Raw genomic sequence first — 15,598 nt, 5'->3', positions numbered from 1 at the left:
ACCCGAATTTCTAGATTGAGCACGCCACCATGACTGACTCCACCACCCCTACACCCGTCGACTACCGCGGCACCCTGAACCTGCCCGACACACCCTTCCCCATGCGCGGCGACCTGCCCAAACGCGAACCGGCATGGGTGAAAACCTGGAACGAAGAAGGCCTCTACAAGCGCCTGCGCGATGCCCGCGTTGGCGCACCGCTGTTTGTGCTGCATGACGGCCCACCCTATGCCAATGGCAAGCTCCACATCGGCCACGCGCTGAACAAGGTGCTCAAGGACATGATCGTCAAGAGCAAGCAGCTCGCTGGCTTTGATGCCCAATACATCCCCGGCTGGGACTGCCACGGCCTGCCCATCGAAAACGCCATCGAAAAATTGCATGGCCGCAACCTGAGCCGTGACGACATGCAGGCCAAGAGCCGTGCCTACGCGACCGAGCAGATCGACCAGCAGCGTGAAGACTTCAAGCGCCTGGGCGTGCTGGGCGACTGGGAGCGCCCCTACCGCACCATGGACCCCGCGAATGAGGCTGGCCAGATCCGTGCCTTCAAACGTGTCATCGAGCGTGGTTTTGTCTACCGCGGCCTGAAGCCCGTGTACTGGTGTTTTGACTGCGGCTCGTCCTTGGCCGAGTTTGAAATCGAATACGCGGACAAGAAAAGCGACACGCTGGACGTGGCCTTTGAAACCAATGACGCGGGCAAGCTAGCTGCCGCCTTTGGCCTGGCCGCCCTGCCCGCTGGCCAAACCGCCTTTGCGGTAATCTGGACCACCACCGCTTGGACCATCCCCGCCAACCAGGCGCTCAACGCACACCCCGAACTCAGCTACGCACTGGTGCAGACCGACAAGGGCTGCCTGGTGCTTGCCGAAAGCCTGGTGGGCAAGTGCCTGGAGCGTTTTGGTCTGACCGGCACCGTGCTGGCCACCACCAAGGGAGAGAAGCTGGGCGGCCTGGCCTTCCGCCACCCGCTGTATGACGTGGATGCAGGCTATCGCCGCCTGTCGCCCGTCTACCTGGCTGATTATGTGAGTGATGGCGACGGCACCGGCATCGTGCATTCGTCGCCTGCCTATGGCGTGGATGACTTCAACTCCTGCGTTGCAAACGGCCTGAAGTACGACGACATCCTGAACCCTGTGCAAGGCAACGGCAGCTATGCCGCCGACTTCCCGTTGTTTGGTGGCCTGCACATCTGGAAGGCTGTGCCCGTCATCCTGGACGCGCTCAAGGTGGCCGGCCGCCTGATGGCCACTGTGGGCATCATGCACAGCTACCCGCACTGCTGGCGCCACAAGACGCCGGTGATCTACCGCGCCGCCGCCCAGTGGTTCATCCGCATGGACGAAGGCCCGGGCGTGTTCACGCAGGACAAGGCGCCCAAAACCCTGCGCCAACTGGCACTGGACGCCATCGAACAAACCCAGTTCTACCCCGAGAACGGAAAGAGCCGCCTGCGCGACATGATCGCCAATCGGCCCGATTGGTGCATCAGCCGTCAGCGCAGCTGGGGCGTGCCCGTGCCCTTCTTCCTGCACAAGGACAGCGGCGAGTTGCACCCCAACACCATGGCCATCCTGGATCAGGCAGCAGACATCGTCGAAAAAGGCGGTATCGAGGCCTGGAGCCGCGTGACGGTCGAAGACATCCTCGGCGCGGCCGATGCGCCGAACTACACCAAGAGCACCGACATTCTGGAAGTGTGGTTTGACTCCGGCAGCACCTTCCAACACGTGCTGCGCGGCAGCCACAAGGATGCCTACGCGCGCCCACCCTTCCACAGCGAAGGGCCCGAGGCCGACCTGTATCTGGAAGGCCACGACCAGCACCGCGGCTGGTTCCACAGCTCGCTGCTGTTGGGTTGTGCGTTGTACGACCGCGCACCGTATCGCGGCCTGCTGACCCACGGCTTTGCCACCGACGGCCAGGGCCGCAAGATGAGCAAGTCGCTGGGCAACACGGTGGACCCGCAAACAGTGACCAGCAAGCTGGGTGCCGAAATCGCTCGCCTGTGGGTGGCATCGACCGATTACTCGGGCGACCTGAACATCGACGACAAGATCCTGGCCCGCGTGGTGGACACGTACCGGCGCGTGCGCAACACCTTGAAGTTCCTGCTGGCCAATGTCTCCGACTTTGACCCCTCCAAGGACACCGTTCCGCTGGAGCAGATGCTGGAGATCGACCGCTACGCGCTCTCGCGCGCTGCGCAGTTGCAAGCCGACATCCTGGCCCACTACAAGGTCTACGAGTTCCACCCCGTGGTCTCCAAGCTGCAGATCTATTGCAGCGAAGACCTGGGCGCGTTCTACCTCGACATCCTGAAAGACCGGCTGTACACGACCGCCGCCAACAGCCAGGCTCGCCGCTCGGCACAAACCGCGCTATGGCAGATCACCCAGGCCATGCTGCGCTGGATGGCGCCCTTCCTGAGCTTCACGGCTGAAGAAGCATGGGCTGTGCTGGGAACCGAGGGCAAAACCCCTGAGGCAACCAAACTGTCCATTTTCCTGGATGGTTATGTACAGTTTGCCGAACCCGATACCGCGTTGCTGGCCAAGTGGGGCCGCATCCGCGAGATCCGTGAGACGGTCAACAAGGACATCGAGACCCTGCGCGCCGAAGGCCAAGTCGGCTCGTCCTTGCAGGCGAATGTGGCGCTCACGGTGAACCCCGATGACCACGCCCTGCTATCCAGTCTGGGGGATGACCTGAAATTCGTCTTCATCACATCTGCTATGCATTTGGTAGCTGGAAGTGATCTATCTGCCGGGGTTAGCGCCTCGAAAGCCGTAAAGTGCGAGCGCTGCTGGCACTACCGGGACGACGTAGGCACCGACGCCGCACACCCCACTCTGTGTGGCCGTTGCACCAGCAACCTGTTTGGCGCGGGCGAAGCCCGCAGGTTCGCATGAATACCTCGATCAACCTGATTCAACAGGAGGCTTAATGGCACGCTCCACTTTCGGCAGCAAATCGACCGGCGCCAGTCTGCTGCAATGGCTGGGCCTGGCCTTCATCATCATCTTGGCGGACCAGTTCACCAAGGTGCTGATCGTGGGCTATTACCAGTTGGGGGACAGCACCTATGTCACCAGCTTTTTTAACATCGTGCGCGCGCACAACCCCGGCGCTGCGTTTTCCTTTCTGGCCAACGAGTCGGGCTGGCAACGCTGGTTCTTCACGGCGCTGGGCCTAGTGGCCGCAGGCGTGATCATCTGGATGCTGAAGGCCCACCCGACCCAGAAGCTGTTCAGCTTTGCCATGGCTTGTATTCTGGGCGGCGCCATCGGCAATGTGATTGACCGCATGGTGCACGGCTATGTGATCGACTTCCTGGACTTCCACTGGAGCTGGATGGCCCCGTTATTTCACGGTGGGCACTTTCCAGCATTCAACGTGGCTGACAGCGCCATCAGCATTGGCGCAGTCTGTTTGATACTGGACGAGCTGCTGCGGGTGAGGAAGAGCTAGTTAGCGGGCCGAGTGAATGAAACCGCTCGTGTCCCCCGCCCTTCGGGCTCCTCCTGATATTGTTCAATCCGCTCTCGTTGCGCTAAAGGGAGCCCGAGCGGACGACCCCGTGCTCCTCCTTGGGAAGCCAAACCCGAGGTAAAGACTGGGGCGCTGCCCGGATTCGACGCAGAAGCTCGAACGGTGTCTTGGGGCGCCGCTGGCCGGATCATTTTGTTTGTATGCGGCCAGCGGTGACCCCGCATATCAGGGTGTGCATGTCGGATACGGCGCTGAGACTTGCATCTGAAGGGAGATGGCAATGATCTGGAGCGTAGGAATCGATGTCAGCAAGGCCAAGCTTGATGCTGCCTTGCTCAGGGTGGATGGTAAATACCGCAGCAAAGTGTTTGCCAACGATGTGTCGGGCTTCCAACACCTGCTGCAATGGATACAGACCCATATCCCGCCAGGCGAGGCAGTACAGGTATGCATGGAAGCCACCGGCGCGTACCACGAAGCACTGGCGCTGTTCCTGTTTGACCACGGTGTGGCAGTATCGGTGGTCAACCCGCTCCTGGTCAAACGCTTCATTGAAGCCGATGGGGTGCGAAACAAGACTGACGAGGGGGATGCGAAGTGCCTGGCCCGGTTTTGCCGGCTGACGGCTCCCGAGTTGTGGGAGGCCCGTCTGTAGGCGTACGCACCCTGCAAGCCCTGGTGCTGCGCCTGGATACGCTACAGGAGATGCTCCAGGGTGAGAGCAACCGCCTGGATGTGGCGCATGCCTCGGTCCAGCAGTCCATCCGGGATGTGATGCTTGGATTGGAAGAATCAATCCAGGCGGTGCGAGAGCAGATCCGCAAGACCATCGACGACGACCCGGATCTGAAGCAGCGCCGGGGTCTTCTGGAATCGATCCCCGGCCTGGGAGACAAGACAATTCCTAAGTTGCTGGCCTACATTGGCAGGCCTGAGCGCTTCAAGAGTGTCAAAGCCCTGATTGCCTATGCCAGCTTGGCGCCGCTGATCCGCCAGTCTGGAACATCCTTGAATAAACACAAGGGAACACACCCCCAAGGAAACAGGGCACTCAAGAGTGCGTTGTATTACCCAGCCATGGTGGCGGGCAAGTACAACCCGCTGATAGCGGCGTTCTGGCAGCGCTTGAAGGCGCAGAACAAACCGGGCAAGGTCATCGTGGAGGCATGCATGCACAAGTTGCTGGCAATTGCCTACGGCGTGCTGAAGTCGGGCAAACCCTTCAATCCTCACCATTTGAAGCCGATGGGCGCTTGACTTTCACAACGGTGTCTTTACCTCGCTATTCCACTCACCCGGCCCACTAACTAGCTGGGTAGGGGCTAAAACAGGAAGCCTGCCGAGAAAACCTGCTCGCTCATCCAGAGATTGTGGTCCGCCGTGCCCTTGTACACCGGCACACCCTTGAGCGCGCCGTAGGCAAATTTCTGCGTCAGTTCGACGTAAATCGTCTTGTAGACCCTGTAGCGCAGCCCCACCTCTACTCCGGCGGTCCAGCCATTGACCTGCCACCAGTCCTTGCTGGAGGAGCAGCACACGTTTTCGTTCTTGGGCCCTACCTCGTTGGTGTTACCCAAAATCGTGTTCTCGGCATGCGGCAACAAGATGCCGGCGCCAGCACGACTGATCAGTTGTAAATCACCGGGCTGTTGTTCGGGTCCATACAAATGTTGCAACCAGACCGCATTCAGCATGATGTGGTTCAGCCCGTTGTGCAACGTGTAGTTGAAGTTCTGCGCGTTGAGAACCATGTCCGCGTTGTAGGGCTGGTTGTTGATGGTTCCACTCACCCTGGCAGTCTGGTTCAGGTCGATGTTGTATTTGCTGTGGTCCAGTGAAAACTCGATGGCAAAGGTCTTCTCCGGGTTCATGAATCTGCCAACCCGCACATTCTCTTGGGGATTAGTCAGGTCCAATCGCACCAGTGAACTCAGTGTGTCGGGGATGCTCGACGGGAAGTCGCTCCCGGCGACCTGGTTCACCGTGAAGTCATTGCCCAGGCTGGGCTGGGATACGTGGATATTGGTCGGCGCGTACTGCTGGCGGCTGTAGCCCCAGGAGAAATACCAGTTACCGTCTTCCTTCAGGGCCCGGTCGATTTTGGCCCGCTCGGCGCTCTGGGGTGAGGCACTCGCGGGGCTTGCGGCGGTCGATGGGTTTGCTGTTTGGCCCCAGGCCACGGGAGCAAAAAAAAGGCTGGCTGCAATCAGTGCGCCAGCCCGCATGGAAAATGCAGGAAGATTGATCATAGGAGGGCAATTTTACCCTCCACCTGCCTACGGCCACACTTTCACAAGGTCAATAGGGTGCAGCCCGTAGTCTGGCGCGCTTCCAGTGCGCGGTGGGCCAGCTGCACATCTTCCAGCGCAAAACGCTGGGCGATATGGATCTTGACCTGACCGCTCTCAACCACCGCAAACAGGTCGTCGGCCATGGCCTGGGTACTTTCGCGCGTGGCGATGTGGGTGAACAGCGTCTGGCGCGTGAGATAAATCGAGCCCTTGGGCCCCAAGATGCCGGGCGCCATGGGTGCCACCGGGCCGGAGGCATTGCCAAAACTCGCCATCAGCCCAAACGGGGCCAGGCAGTCCAGTGACTTGTCCCAGGTGTCCTTGCCCACCGAGTCGTAGACCACCTTGACGCCCTTGCCTCCGGTGATCTCCTTGACCCGGGCCGCAAAGTCTTCTGCTGCATAATTAATAGCATACTCTGCCCCATTGGCGAGGGCTAGGGCACATTTTTCCTTAGATCCTGCCGTCCCAATCAGCCGTAGACCCATGGCCTTGGCCCACTGGCAGGCGATCAGGCCCACACCACCGGCAGCGGCATGGAACAACACAAAGTCGCCAGGGTTCAGCCCGCCTTGGGGCAGGGTCTTCTTCAGCAGGTACTGGGCCGTCAGGCCCTTGAGCATCATGGCCGCTCCCGTGTCAAACGAAATGCCGTCAGGCAGTTTGCACACACATTTGGCGGGCATGACGCGCAGGTCGCAGTAAGCGCCGGGTGGCTGGCTGGCATAGGCGGCGCGGTCACCCACTTGCAAGTGGGTCACCCCCTCACCCACCGCCTCCACCACGCCAGCGGCTTCCATGCCCAGTTGCAAGGGCATGGACATGGGGTACAGGCCGCTGCGCTGGTAGACGTCGATGAAATTCAGGCCCACGGCCTTGTGGCGGATGCGGATTTCGCCCGGGCCGGGTTCCCCCACCGTAACCTGCACCAGCTTGAGCTGTTCGGGGCCTCCATGTTGGTCGATCTGAATGGCGCGGGACTGGGTTGGGCTCACGGTGCTCTCTCCTGTATTGAATGGATGCGCCCAAACGGGCGGCGCAAGGCATAGTGCCACGATTTGCCATCCGCAGCAGCGGTCGAAAGCAATGTGCAAGCAAAGCGAGGGACATGGCCTAGTACAGTTCCACCCTATGACCCACCGCCTGACACCCACCGCAGCCCTGCTGCTCACCATACCCCCGCTGCTGTGGGCCGGCAATGCCGTGGTGGGGCGGGTCGTCAGCCCGTTGATATCACCCATGACGCTCAACCTGTTGCGCTGGTTTTTTGCGTTCGTGCTGCTGCTGCCCTTGGCGGGCAGTGTGTTGCGCAAAGACAGCTTGTTGTGGCCGCAGTGGCGCCGTTTCGTTGGGCTGGCACTGCTCAGCACCAGCGGCTACAACGCCCTGCTGTACCTCGCGCTCAATACCTCTGCACCCATCAACGTCACGCTGGTGGGTGCCAGCACACCGGTGTGGATGCTGCTGATTGGGCGCTTCTTCTTCGGCACACCGGCATCGGCACGGCAAATGCTGGGCGCCGTGTTGTCCATTGGCGGCGTGGTGCTGGTGTTGTGCCGCGGCCAGTGGGAGCTGTTGCTGGGCCTGAACCTGGTCGCGGGTGATTTATATGTGTTGCTGGCCAGCATGGGATGGGCCTATTACAGCTGGATGCTGGCCCACCCCACCCCCGAGTCGGCCCCGCTGCGTGCCCACTGGGCAACATTTCTGATGGGCCAGGTGGTGTTTGGCCTGGGTTGGTCCCTGCTGTTCGCTGGTGTGGAATGGACCGTAACCGATGCCCGCCTGCAATGGGGCTGGCCGCTGCTGGCGGCATTGCTGTTCATTGCTGCAGGGCCTGCGGTGATTGCCTACGCGGCCTGGGGCGGCGGTGTGGCCCGTGCGGGCCCGGCTGCAGCGGGCTTTTTCATCAACCTGACGCCTCTGTTTACGGCCCTGTTGTCCGCCGCGTTTCTGGGTGAAGCGCCCCAGCTGTTCCACGCGCTGGCGTTTGTGCTGATCGTGGCGGGCATTGTGCTGTCATCGCGGCGCAATTAAGGCTTCCAACTGGGCCACCGGCGCGGGGCGGGCAAACAGATAGCCCTGGTACAAGGCGCAGCCATATTGCGCCAGCAAGTCCTTTTGGGCCGGGGTTTCCACACCTTCCGCCATGACTTCCAGGCCCAGGCTGCGTGCCATACCCACAATCGTCTGCACGATGAGCCCATCGCTGTGGCGCACGCCCAGGTTGCGCACAAAAGACTGGTCGATCTTGAGCTGGTCCAGCGGCAGGCGTGTGAGGTAGGCCAGGGACGAATACCCCGTGCCAAAGTCGTCCAGCGAGAACCGTATGCCGGTTTTTTTGAGCTGGTCCATTTTGTCTATGCAGTCGTCCACCTTGTCCAGCATCAGGGATTCGGTCAACTCCAGCTTGAGCAAGTGGGGGGTTATGCCGGTCGACTGCACAACCTCGGTCACGACTTGCACAAAGTCGGCCTGGCGGAACTGGCGCGCACTGACATTAACCGACAGTTGCAAGGCACCCAAGGGCCCTTTACCCTGCCAGGCCGCCAATTGCTGGCAGGCGGTGCGCAACACCCAGGCACCCATGGGCACGATCAATTCACTCTCTTCGGCCGCCACAATAAAGGCACCGGGCGCCAGCAGGCCACGCTGTGGATGGCGCCAGCGCAGCAGTGCCTCGGCACCCACCACGCCCCCGTGTGACGCATATTGCGGCTGGTAGTACAGCTCAAACTCGTCCTGCTCCAGTGCCGTGCGCAGGTCTACCTCCAACTGGGCGCGGTCACTGATGACCGCCTGCATCTGTGGATCAAAAAAGCACAGGGCATTGCCACGCTGCGCCTTGACCTGGTACATGGCGATGTCCGCCTGTTTGAGCAATTCGCCCGCGTTGTGTTCTTCGGCGGCAAACAGGGTTGCACCCAGGCTGCAGGTGCTGCGGTAGGGCTGGTCCCCCAGCGTGTAGGGCTGGTCCAGAGTCAACAGCATTTCCTCGCCAATGCGCTGCGCCACCTGGGCCGCATGGGTCTTGTCGGTAGACAGGTCTTTGAGCATGACCACAAACTCGTCACCCCCCAGGCGGGCCACGGTGTCGGCATCCCGCACACAGGCTTTCAGGCGCTGCGCGACTTGCTGCAGCAGCAGGTCACCTACCTCATGGCCCATGGTGTCGTTCACCAGTTTGAAATGGTCCAGGTCCAGGAACAGCAGCGCGCCCCATTGGCCAGAGCGCTCGGCAGCGGCCGTGGCCTGTGTCAGCCGGTCTAGCAGCAGACGGCGGTTGGGCAAGCCAGTCAGGGCGTCGTAAAACGCCAGGGTCTCGATCTCGGCACTGGCACGGCGCATGGCACTGACATCGTGGTAAGTGATCACCATGCCCCCCTCTGGAGTGGGGCGCTCGGTGATCTCGATGTGTTGCCCATTGGGCAGGATCTGCTCATGGGGAATGGCGTCGCGGGTCATTTGTGCCAGCAAGCGCTCTTCTACCCACGCCGCATGTTCGGCGTCTGTACCGCCGGGCAGGTGGTGTTTGGACGCAGTTTCCAACGCATGGCGAAACGGCAAACCAACCTCCATGCAACCTGCCATCCAGGGGAATATTTCCTCAAATCGGCGGTTCCACTGCACCACCCGCTGCTCTGCGTCCAGCAGCACAAATCCACTCACCATGGATTCCAGCGCCTGGTCCAGCGTCCGCTTGGACTGCGCAATGGCCAGGCGGGCCGCGGCTATACGCCGCAAATAGTCCACCACAAAACCGGCGATGGCCAGCAGCAGCACACTGAAAAGCAGCGCCGCCAAGAGCAGCACATTGCGGTCAAACCGCCACTTGGACAGGGCTGCGTCCAGCGGAATGCTGGCCGAAATCCAGAGGTCCCGGTACAACAGGGGCCGGCTCACGACCAAAGCCGGTGCATTGCTCAGGCGCGCCCGCCCCAGCGACTGACCGGGTGCACCGGGGTTGGCACCCAAAGGGACTCCCAGCAAGGGGGTCTGGCGGGCATCCTGGTTGGGCACACCCAACAGCAGCTGTCCGTTGCCGCGCTCCAGGGTGACCTCCAGGCCGGCGATGTCGGTTCCCTGCATCAACACCGTTGTCAGCATGGCAATCGGCACTTCGGCAACGGCCAGCAGGTTGGAGCCATCGGCCATGCGAATGTAGCGGCCAAAGTACAACACCCGCTCCAGGCTGGCGGCGCTGTCCACCGGCGCACTCACCACCAGGGTGGACATGGGTTGTGCCATTGCTTCGTCTATAAAAGCCTGGGGCAGTTCACGCTCCACCCGCGCGCCCACGGGCTCGGACGATGCAAAGAGTTTTCCCTTTTCGTCCACCAGGGCGACAAACCGCACCGTCAAATTCTGCCCCGCGGCAGAACGCAGCAAATGCCCGGCCGCCTCGGCATCCACCCATTGCGCCACGGTGGTGGACAGCCCCAAAAACTCGTCCGTGCCGGCCAACAACACATCAATACCCAACAAGGAGCGGTTGAAGGCCGACTCGGCACCCGCCATGAAACGTGTGGCTTGGGCCTGGCTGTCCGCCAAGGCGCGTCGGTGCGCATTCCAGATCTGGTAGCTCGACGCCAGGGCAATCATCGCCACCAGGGCCAGGACCAGCCCCCAGACCGTGATACGGATACGGGCCGGCGTGGCTGCAATCATGGGCTGGCAGGAACCGGGATTTTGCGCGCCGGCCCCACGGTCTGGCCCCAGACCTCAGTGCAGCGCGTGCCACAACGCTTCAACCAGCGGGGCAATACATGGGCGCTGAATATCTCCTGGCGTTTGCGCTCGTCGGCGGCCGAAACCGGCACCAAGACCATGGAGCCCTTGCGTCCGCTTTTGCAGGCATCTTGCCCAGTATTGCAGGCTATGCCTTCCACGGTGTCACGTGCCGACTCGTCCCAAATGGCGGCCTCCAGTTTGGGCAATTCGCTGCGCAACAGTGCCCGCAGGTCGGGTGACAGGGCATCCCAGGCTGCGCGGTTGGCGCCAAATACCGCCAGCCCCCAGTTCAGCGGCATGGTGTGCAAATGGCTGGTCAGGGACTGCAAACCCAATGCATTGCCCGACATGGTGCCGGTAATGGCACATTCCACATGGCCGTTTTGCAAACTGACCACCATTTCGTTAAAGGCCATACTCACCGGCACAGCCCCCAGGGCGCCGACAAAATCGGCCTGTCCTACAGACGACACGCGCACCCGCCGGCCAGACAGCTCTGCCAGCGAGGCAATGGGCTTTTTGCAGAATATCACCTGGGCCGGATAGGTGTAGATGGCCAGCACTTCTATACCATGCAGTTCGCGCAGGTTTTTCTCCAAATAGGGGCGAAACGCAGCCAGGCTCTGCTTCAAACTGGCGATATCGGGGTTCAGACCTGCCAAGTCGGGTGCGGTGTACTGCAGATACTGCGCACCCAGGGAACTCATCAGGGTGGTGCCAAACGGAACCACGCCCAGTTGCAGCAAATGCAACATTTCCGCGGCGGGGATGCCCGCACGGTCAAAGGGAACAATGTCAGCACTGAACTTGCCGCCACTCAGCCGGGCCAGCTCACGCGTCCAAAAGGGCTCTTCCCAGCGGGTGAATTGGCTGACACCTGCCAGCCCCCCCCACCACCCGCAGCTTGTACGGTGCGGGAATCGGCGTTTGCGCGAGCAGAGTGGCCGTGCCCAACGCCAGGAGCACACCGCTGCACACGCGGTGAAAAATTCCCCAACCTTTCGTCTGGCACGGTGTTTGCATAGTTCGCCGGTTCCTGGTCCAGTTTTGCCTGCACGGTTGACGCTGCTGCTTCTTTTGCGCCATTATTGACCGCTTCTGCGCCTTGGTATTGCAGGAAATACACTTAGAACATCGATCCATGCCCGAACGGAATTTGACGGTTGGCTATATCGCCCGGATACTGCAGCGCAGAGGCGTTGGACTGCTCGACTGCAATAACACAAACCACCCACGAATGACCACCATGCTCAAACCCACTCCCTCCTCCATTTTTGGGCGGCCTTCGAACATGGTGCTTGGTGCCGTGTTGCTGGCCCTGGCAAGCGCCGCAACAGCGGGTCCCACGCTGGACCGCATCCGCGTCACCGGCAAGGTGGTGCTGGGACACCGGGAATCGTCCGTGCCTTTTTCCTATATGGACGCGGACAAAAAACCGGTGGGCTACGCGCTGGACCTGTGCCTCAAGCTGGCCGACGCGGTCAAGAAGAAACTGGACATGAAGACCCTGAACGTCGAGTACGTGATGGTCACCCCGAGCAACCGCATCAGTCTGGTGGAAGAAGGCAAGGTGGACATGGAATGTGGCTCCACCACCAACAACGCCGAACGGCGCAACAAGGTGGCCTTTACCGTTCCCCACTACATCACCGGCGCCCGCTACATGGTGCGCGCCAATAACCCGGCCACCGACCTGGTGGGCCTGGAAAACCAGCGCGTGGTATCCACCAAGGGCACTACTCCCCTGAAAGCCATTGAGCGCGCCAACCGCGAACGGGTATTGCGCTTGACCTTGCAGGAAGCACCCGACCATGCCCGTGCCGTCGAGATGGTTGAAAAATCCGAATCCGACGCCTTCATCATGGACGACGTGTTGCTCTACGGCCTGATCGCCAGCCGCGCCCAACCCGAAAAGCTCAAGGTTATCGGCAAGTTCCTGACCGTGGAACCGCTGGCCATCATGCTGCCAAAAGGTGACCCCGAGTTCAAGGCCATACTGGACAACGAGATGAAGCGCCTGATTGTGTCCAGAGAAGCCCATGTCATCTACGACCGCTGGTTCCTCAAACCCATCCCGCCCAAGAACACGCCGCTGAACCTGCCGATGAACTATTTGCTGCGCGATTTCTGGAAATACCCCACAGACCAGGTTCCCGGAGTTTGATTCCGGATTTCAGTAAGTCCCCGGATACGCCCCGCCATCCGCCAGCACATTCTGGCCATTGATGTAGCCGGCCTGCTGGCTGCATAAAAACGCGCAGATGGCGCCAAACTCCTGCGGCGTGCCAAAGCGGCGCGCCGGGATGTTCTGGCGCCGCGCATCTGCCAGCGCCTCCACCGTCTGCCCGGTTTTCTTGGAATTGGCGGCCAGCATGGTCTTGATGCGGTCGGTGTCAAACACACCGGGCAGCAGGTTGTTGATGGTCACGCCCTTGGCGGCCAGGCCACTGCGCGCCACCCCCGCCACAAAACCCGTCAGCCCGCTGCGCGCGCCATTGGACAGGCCCAACACATCGATCGGCGCCTTCACCGAGCTGGAGGTGATGTTGACGATGCGGCCAAAGCCGCGTGCTGCCATGCCATCCACCGTGGCCTTGATCAGCTCGATGGGGGTCAGCATATTGGCGTCGACCGCCTTGATCCAGGCCTCGCGATCCCAGTCGCGGAAATCGCCGGGGGGCGGGCCACCGGCGTTGGTCACCACGATGTCAAAGTCCTTGCGCATGGCAAACACCGCGGCCCGACCTGCCTCTGTGGTGATGTCTTGTGCACAAAATAGCACGTTAGCCCCCGTGGATGCTGCTTGGTGTGCTATTAAATCTGAAGCAGATACCGCCAATTGTTCGGCACCCCGTGCCACGATCAACACGTTCACACCCTCTTGCACCAGCGCCTGGGCGCAGCCCAGGCCCAGGCCTTTGCTGGCGCCACACACCAGTGCCCACTTACCCTTGATGCCCAAATCCATGGTGAGTCCCCCTAAAAACAATGTTGCCGAAACGCGGCGATAGGGCCGATGATACGCAGCCATGGCACGCAAACCCACCCTGCACCCCTCCCTGAAGCCCTTCTTGGCCCAAGTCAGCACGGCTGAAATGGCGCTGGGCGATATACGCAATGGTGACCATGTGTTTGTGGGCACCGGTTGCGCCGCCCCACGCGGCCTGGTGCAGGCGCTGGAGCAGATGCGCAATCCGCCGGCGGACGTGGAGATGCTGCATTTTTTTACCGTCAATGCCTTTGACCACGATGCAGACGGCCACAGCACCACCCGTTTTCGGCACCGCAGCTTTTTTGTGGGCCAGGACATGCGCGCCGCAGTCAAGCAGGGCCTGGTGGACTATGTGCCCATGTCGGTGGCGCGTGTGCCCGAGATGGTGGCGCTGGGCCGTATTCCGGTGGATGTGGCGCTGGTGCAGGTGTCCACACCCGATGCCTTTGGTTATGTGAGCCTGGGCGTGTCGGTGGACATCATCCCGGCGGCCATTGCACGTGCACGCCTGGTGATTGCCGAGGTCAACCCGGCCATGCCACGGTCCATGGGCGACTCCACCCTGCACATCAGCCGCATACACCACCTGGTCCCGGTCTACACGCCGGTGACCGAGTTCCAGCGCCTGCCGTTACAAACGGACGACGTGCAGCGCATCGCGCGTTACATCGCCGGCATCATTGACGATGGCTCCACGCTGCAGATTGGCCTGGGCCATGTGGCACACGAGGCCCTGCAGTACCTGACCGACCGCAAAGACCTGGGTGTGCACTCCGACCTGATATCGGACGCCATCCTTCCGCTGCTGCAAAACGGCAATCTCACCGGCGCGCGCAAGACAAGCAAGCCATTCAAGATTGTGGCCAGCCTAGCCCTGGGCTCACGTGCGCTGTACGACCTGATCGACGGCAACCCACTCTTCTCGTTTGAGCCCATGGACGCCGTGTGCAACCCGGCCACCATTGCGGCACAGTACAAGATGGTGGCCATCGCCCAGGCCTTTTCCATAGACCTGACCGGGCAGGTCTGCATTGACCAATTTGCCGGAGAGTTCTACAGCGGCATTGGCAGCCAGGGTGAATTCATGCGCGGCGCATCACGCTCGCCGGGTGGCAAGCCCATTGTGTGTATGACCTCCACCACCGAAGACGGCACCCAGTCGCGCATACGGCCGGCACTACTCCTGGGTGAGTCCGCCACCATTGCCCGTACCGATGTGCACTACGTGGTGACTGAGTTCGGCATTGCCTACCTGTTTGGCAAATCCATCCGCGAGCGGGCCACGGCCTTGATCGAATTGGCGCATCCGCAATTCCGGCCCGAGTTGTTTGCCCAGGCCCAAGCCCTGGGTTACCTCAGTGGCGACCAGACACTGCAGAACCTGCGCGCCTACCCGGTGGAAGAAGAAATAACCATCACGTTAAAAGATGGCCGCAGTGTGATGCTGCGCCCCGCGCTGTCCAGCGACGCCCAGGGCATACGCGACCTGTTCCACCACCTGAGCGAGGCCGATGTCTACACCCGGTTCTTCCGCCATGTGCGTGGCCTGTCCAATGCCGAGGTGCAGCGCCTGTGCAATGTGAACTACGAAAACGAAGTGGCCTTTGTGGCCACGGCCGGCACGCGGGAGGAGTCGCTGATCGTGGGGCAGTCGTGTTACTTCATCAACCCCACGGTCAACCTGGCCGACACGGCATTTATGGTGCACCCGGACTGGCAGGGTTGTGGCCTGGGCACTGCACTGCAAAACTGCATGGTGCAGCACGCCAAAAAGCGTGGCCTGCGCGGCTTTGTGGCCGATGTGCTGCCCGGCAATACACGCATGTTGCGCCTGGCGCGCAACGGCCCACCCTCGGTACAGATTGAACGCACCGAAGATTCGGTGCACCTGACGCAGCTGTTCTAAAGCTAAGTTGTTGGTGCCGACGCGCATTTGATCCATGTGCCGAGATTTCATTGACCCAGGGCAACGCGTGTACGCCGGGCCTGGCTCCAGTGGCTCGTAAATCTGCCATCGTTGAAGAAGTGCCCAGTCCTACCGTTTGTGGGAACAACAAACTGCCTGCCCCACCTGCCTGCCTGCGCA

The 15,598-nt window shown here is 61.2% G+C and carries 12 protein-coding genes; 7 read left to right on the top strand and 5 right to left on the bottom strand.

Annotation, left to right across the window (positions count from 1 at the left end; all coding sequences use genetic code 11):
- The first annotated feature begins 29 nt into the window (after positions 1-29).
- From ileS to HZ993_RS21950, 4 genes are all read left to right on the top strand, one after another.
- Positions 30-2,918 carry an isoleucine--tRNA ligase gene (gene ileS / locus HZ993_RS21965; RefSeq protein WP_209394827.1) on the top strand — a complete coding sequence of 963 codons (2,889 nt, stop codon included), beginning with the start codon at positions 30-32 and terminating at the stop codon, positions 2,916-2,918.
- 34 nt (positions 2,919-2,952) lie between these two features.
- Entirely contained in the window at positions 2,953-3,477 is a 525-nt protein-coding gene (lspA, locus tag HZ993_RS21960; RefSeq protein ID WP_209394826.1) for a signal peptidase II, read from the top strand.
- A 301-nt stretch (positions 3,478-3,778) separates the two neighbouring features.
- Positions 3,779-4,153: a transposase gene (locus HZ993_RS21955; protein WP_209394825.1), complete on the top strand. Its 375-nt coding sequence runs from the start codon at positions 3,779-3,781 to the stop codon at positions 4,151-4,153.
- Positions 4,135-4,755, top strand: coding sequence for a transposase (locus HZ993_RS21950; RefSeq protein ID WP_209394824.1), 621 nt, complete (start codon positions 4,135-4,137; stop codon positions 4,753-4,755). Before HZ993_RS21955 ends, HZ993_RS21950 begins: the two co-directional genes overlap by 19 nt.
- Positions 4,756-4,820: 65 nt before the next feature.
- Here HZ993_RS21950 and HZ993_RS21945 read toward each other — a convergent pair whose 3' ends face one another.
- Together HZ993_RS21945 and HZ993_RS21940 are read right to left on the bottom strand one after the other, a co-directional pair.
- Positions 4,821-5,747 carry a hypothetical protein gene (locus HZ993_RS21945; RefSeq protein WP_209394822.1) on the bottom strand — a complete coding sequence of 309 codons (927 nt, stop codon included), beginning with the start codon at positions 5,745-5,747 and terminating at the stop codon, positions 4,821-4,823.
- A gap of 41 nt (positions 5,748-5,788) precedes the next feature.
- Positions 5,789-6,784: a quinone oxidoreductase gene (locus tag HZ993_RS21940; RefSeq protein WP_209394821.1), complete on the bottom strand. Its 996-nt coding sequence runs from the start codon at positions 6,782-6,784 to the stop codon at positions 5,789-5,791.
- A 136-nt stretch (positions 6,785-6,920) separates the two neighbouring features.
- Here HZ993_RS21940 and HZ993_RS21935 point away from each other — a divergent pair, with 136 nt between their 5' ends.
- The gene (locus HZ993_RS21935) at positions 6,921-7,826 is read left to right on the top strand and encodes a DMT family transporter (RefSeq protein WP_209394820.1); all 906 of its coding nucleotides are present in this window, start codon (positions 6,921-6,923) and stop codon (positions 7,824-7,826) included.
- Here the strand turns inward: HZ993_RS21935 and HZ993_RS21930 are convergent.
- A complete protein-coding gene (locus HZ993_RS21930) occupies positions 7,809-10,457 on the bottom strand; it encodes an EAL domain-containing protein (RefSeq protein WP_209394819.1) in 2,649 nt (882 codons plus the stop codon). The genes HZ993_RS21935 and HZ993_RS21930 overlap by 18 nt on opposite strands.
- Positions 10,454-11,488, bottom strand: a complete 1,035-nt coding sequence (locus HZ993_RS21925) for a TRAP transporter substrate-binding protein (protein WP_371816950.1) — start codon at positions 11,486-11,488, stop codon at positions 10,454-10,456. Before HZ993_RS21925 ends, HZ993_RS21930 begins: the two co-directional genes overlap by 4 nt.
- A 278-nt stretch (positions 11,489-11,766) precedes the next feature.
- Here HZ993_RS21925 and HZ993_RS21920 point away from each other — a divergent pair, with 278 nt between their 5' ends.
- Complete coding sequence (locus tag HZ993_RS21920) at positions 11,767-12,684, top strand: amino acid ABC transporter substrate-binding protein (protein WP_371816949.1); 918 nt, start codon at positions 11,767-11,769, stop codon at positions 12,682-12,684.
- 9 nt (positions 12,685-12,693) lie between these two features.
- On the opposite strand, the gene HZ993_RS21915 is transcribed toward HZ993_RS21920, so the two are convergent.
- On the bottom strand, positions 12,694-13,488 hold the full coding sequence (locus HZ993_RS21915) for an SDR family oxidoreductase (protein ID WP_209394818.1): 795 nt from the start codon (positions 13,486-13,488) through the stop codon (positions 12,694-12,696).
- A gap of 61 nt (positions 13,489-13,549) precedes the next feature.
- Here HZ993_RS21915 and HZ993_RS21910 point away from each other — a divergent pair, with 61 nt between their 5' ends.
- Positions 13,550-15,418, top strand: a complete 1,869-nt coding sequence (locus HZ993_RS21910; protein WP_209394817.1) for a GNAT family N-acetyltransferase — start codon at positions 13,550-13,552, stop codon at positions 15,416-15,418.
- Positions 15,419-15,598: the final 180 nt, after the last annotated feature.

Origin of the sequence: Rhodoferax sp. AJA081-3, from assembly GCF_017798165.1 — a bacterium.
In the GTDB taxonomy this organism is placed as follows: domain Bacteria; phylum Pseudomonadota; class Gammaproteobacteria; order Burkholderiales; family Burkholderiaceae_C; genus Allorhodoferax.
Note: the sequence above shows the minus strand (reverse complement) of the source record. Positions and strands in the feature narration are given on the sequence as shown.

Bases quoted from the DNA above. Each gene is read 5' to 3' on its own strand.
- HZ993_RS21935 (WP_209394820.1), top strand. From the start codon at position 6,921: ATGACCCACCGCCTGACACCCACCGCAGCCCTGCTGCTCACCATACCC.
- HZ993_RS21945 (WP_209394822.1), bottom strand. From the start codon at position 5,747: ATGATCAATCTTCCTGCATTTTCCATGCGGGCTGGCGCACTGATTGCA.
- HZ993_RS21910 (WP_209394817.1), top strand. From the start codon at position 13,550: ATGGCACGCAAACCCACCCTGCACCCCTCCCTGAAGCCCTTCTTGGCC.
- HZ993_RS21930 (WP_209394819.1), bottom strand. From the start codon at position 10,457: ATGATTGCAGCCACGCCGGCCCGTATCCGTATCACGGTCTGGGGGCTG.
- HZ993_RS21955 (WP_209394825.1), top strand. From the start codon at position 3,779: ATGATCTGGAGCGTAGGAATCGATGTCAGCAAGGCCAAGCTTGATGCT.
- HZ993_RS21915 (WP_209394818.1), bottom strand. From the start codon at position 13,488: ATGGATTTGGGCATCAAGGGTAAGTGGGCACTGGTGTGTGGCGCCAGC.
- ileS (WP_209394827.1), top strand. From the start codon at position 30: ATGACTGACTCCACCACCCCTACACCCGTCGACTACCGCGGCACCCTG.
- HZ993_RS21920 (WP_371816949.1), top strand. From the start codon at position 11,767: ATGCTCAAACCCACTCCCTCCTCCATTTTTGGGCGGCCTTCGAACATG.
- lspA (WP_209394826.1), top strand. From the start codon at position 2,953: ATGGCACGCTCCACTTTCGGCAGCAAATCGACCGGCGCCAGTCTGCTG.